3 protein-coding genes are annotated in these 2,642 nt (G+C 46.4%); all 3 read left to right on the top strand.

The window, feature by feature from the left end:
• On the top strand, window positions 1–1,048 hold a 1,048-nt coding region (locus AC1DUA_RS33080; RefSeq protein ID WP_477503771.1), incomplete at its 5' end, for a helix-turn-helix domain-containing protein.
• Between the two features lie 27 nt (window positions 1,049–1,075).
• Window positions 1,076–2,308, top strand: a complete 1,233-nt coding sequence (locus AC1DUA_RS33075) for an MFS transporter (protein ID WP_477503770.1) — start codon at window positions 1,076–1,078, stop codon at window positions 2,306–2,308.
• 51 nt (window positions 2,309–2,359) lie between these two features.
• Window positions 2,360–2,642: serine hydrolase domain-containing protein (locus AC1DUA_RS33070; RefSeq protein WP_477503769.1), on the top strand; the 283-nt coding region annotated here is incomplete at its 3' end.

The following is a 2,642-nucleotide window of genomic DNA, read 5'->3' as shown; positions in this document are numbered from 1 at the left end:
GCTCTCCGACTATGCGGAGTGGACCCATCGGTCGTCTGAAGATATGCGCAGAGAGAAGCGAGGGCTCTGGGAAATAAGCGTTGACTCAGCCTTAAGATCGTCTGGGCTGGAGACCGTTTCATTTTTCCAACATCAGAATTTGCTGCTATCGCTAGTTGTCGGGCCTCCATCGATAAGCGCGAAGGATATTCATAACATTTTAAACGGCGTACTGAGGTTGTCGGATGATCTTTATCTGCATGCCAGCATATCCCGGGCTTTCCATAGTTCAGAGCAGATTCATGCTAGTTGTATGGAGGCTATTTCTTTATTGCACTATGCTGTGCTATCTTCGTTGGCGCCAATTGTTTTTCATGATGAAGAACTGATTTTCAAGAGAAGCCATCGTCTTCCTGAGTTGATCGTCTTGGAGAAAAATCTGATTCATGCTTTGTTTCAAGAAAACGATGGGGAACTGCTTGGGCAAATTGATGAAATTATGCAAGAATTTCGCGAGAGCGGCAGCTTGATTAGGGAAATATGGCAGGCATTCCAGGAGCTGGTCATTATTCTTCAAAGGCGGCTGCGAGCGGCCGGGATCGATCTGACGGGGTATCTCAATATCTTTCATTCACAAGAGATCGATCTGTTGGTACACAACTCCTACAGAGCGATGGAGTCACTGCTTCGCGCGGAGCTTGCGTCCATGTTCTCGCTGATCCATAATTCTCTGACTGGGAAGAATCATTGGCTTGCTGATAGGGTGAAATCATACATTGAAGCCAGGTACAACAAGGATATTAAGGCATCTGAGGTCGCTGCATGGCTGAAAATAACACCTAATTACTTTAGCATCCTCTTCAAGCAAAAGTTCGGCAAAGGATTCGCTGAGTATCTGAACGAAGTACGCATCGAACAGGCGAAAGCCAAGCTATCCGGGACCGATGATCGCGTCTTTGAAATCGCTGAGAGCGTTGGTTACAAAGAATATAAATACTTCTGTTCGATTTTCAAAACGTACACAGGAGTTACGCCTACGCAATATCGGAAACTTGTTCATTCGACTTAAGAGCTTAGAAAGGGTAGCGTGGTTCCTATGTCCGTAATCGCAAGACTCAAAGATCACCCGTTCGGCGTCATCAAAGCATTTAGCTTTATTTTATATGGCGCTTTTGCTATTTATAGTGCATTTTTCCCGCTGTACTTGAAAGAATTAGGCATTTCTAGCGTTGCGATAGGCTTGCTGCTGGCCGGCGGGCCTATTCTTTCGTTAATCGCCAATCCGTTCTGGGGCTATTGGAGCGATCGTTTGTCTAATGTAAGGCGCATTCTGATCATTCTCCTGATCGGCAGCTTTCTTAGTCTGCAAACGGTCTTTTTTACAAATTCATACCCGCTGCTTGTCACTTTCCTACTTGTTTTTTTCTGCTTTCAGAGCCCTTTATTTGCTCAATCCAATAGCCTCATTTTGGAGGCGATTGAGCATACGGATCATAAGTTTGGTTCTTTCCGGCTTTGGGGTGCGCTGGGTTGGGCGTTAATGGCATTAGCGACAGGTCCTGTGATGGAATGGCTAGGCATCCGGGATTTATGGAAAGTATGCGGCGTCATGATGGGGTTATCTATCGTATTCGCATGGATGCTGCCTCAGGGTGGGAGAAACCGAGAGCTAGGAGCCTCCATCAAGAGCAGTAAAAACGGTAATTATCTCCAAATTATGAGTGATAAGTGGTTTATGGTCTTCATTTTGATGGGCATTCTCATTTCGATTCCTAATGCAATGAACAACACATTTGTCTCTATTTATATGTCCGAGCTAGGAGGGAAAAGTTCCTTGATCGGGTGGTCTGCATTTTTTGCCTCCATTTTTGAAATACCAGTTTACTTGCTGTTTGACCGGTTTTTGCGAAAAGATCGAAGGAGCATGTTCTTTTGCTTAGCGGCTGTTAGTTTATTGTATGCGCTGCGCTGGTTCCTGATGGCAGCAGCGACATCGCCCTATCACATTCTTTTCATCCAAGCCTTGAATTCCATAACGTTCGCTGGTTATTACTATGTGGGCACGCAGTTGACGGCATATTTGATTCCGCCAGCATATAGAGCATCAGGGCAAGCTGTTTATGCCTTGAGCTGGGGAGGCTTGTCCGGCATGGTTGCCGGGATCGCCGGGGGCTTGATATTTCAGGAATTGGGCCCGCATGCCATGTATACGATCAGTGCGATCATGGCGCTTATGGGGGTAGTGGGGTTCACGGTTATGTTCGTGATTGCCGCTAGAATGGAAGTGCGCCAAAAAAATGCTACACAGTACGAAAAGACTTTATTATAATGAACATATAAGGATCAATTCTTTTACAAATCAGGACGAAGGAGGGTCAGCTTGAATTCTTTGGATGAACAGATTCAGCGGGTGATGGACAAGCATCGGATCGTTGGATTAGCGGCCTCCGTGATGCGTGAAGGAAGACAGATTTGGAGCGCGGGATATGGCTTGGCGAATGTAGAAAGACGTATCCCCGTTACGTCGCGAACCATATTTCGGATCGCTTCTATCTCGAAGACAGTGGTCGCGACAGCGATCATGCAGCTTGTGGAGCAAGGTTTGTGCGGAATCGATCAGGATATAGGCGACCTACTCGGATTTCCGGTGCGTAGTCCTAAGT

It is taken from the genome of Paenibacillus sp. 01T422 (assembly GCF_056398785.1).
Note: the sequence above shows the minus strand (reverse complement) of the source record. Positions and strands in the feature narration are given on the sequence as shown.

Bases quoted from the DNA above. Each gene is read 5' to 3' on its own strand.
- AC1DUA_RS33075 (WP_477503770.1), top strand. From the start codon at position 1,076: ATGTCCGTAATCGCAAGACTCAAAGATCACCCGTTCGGCGTCATCAAA.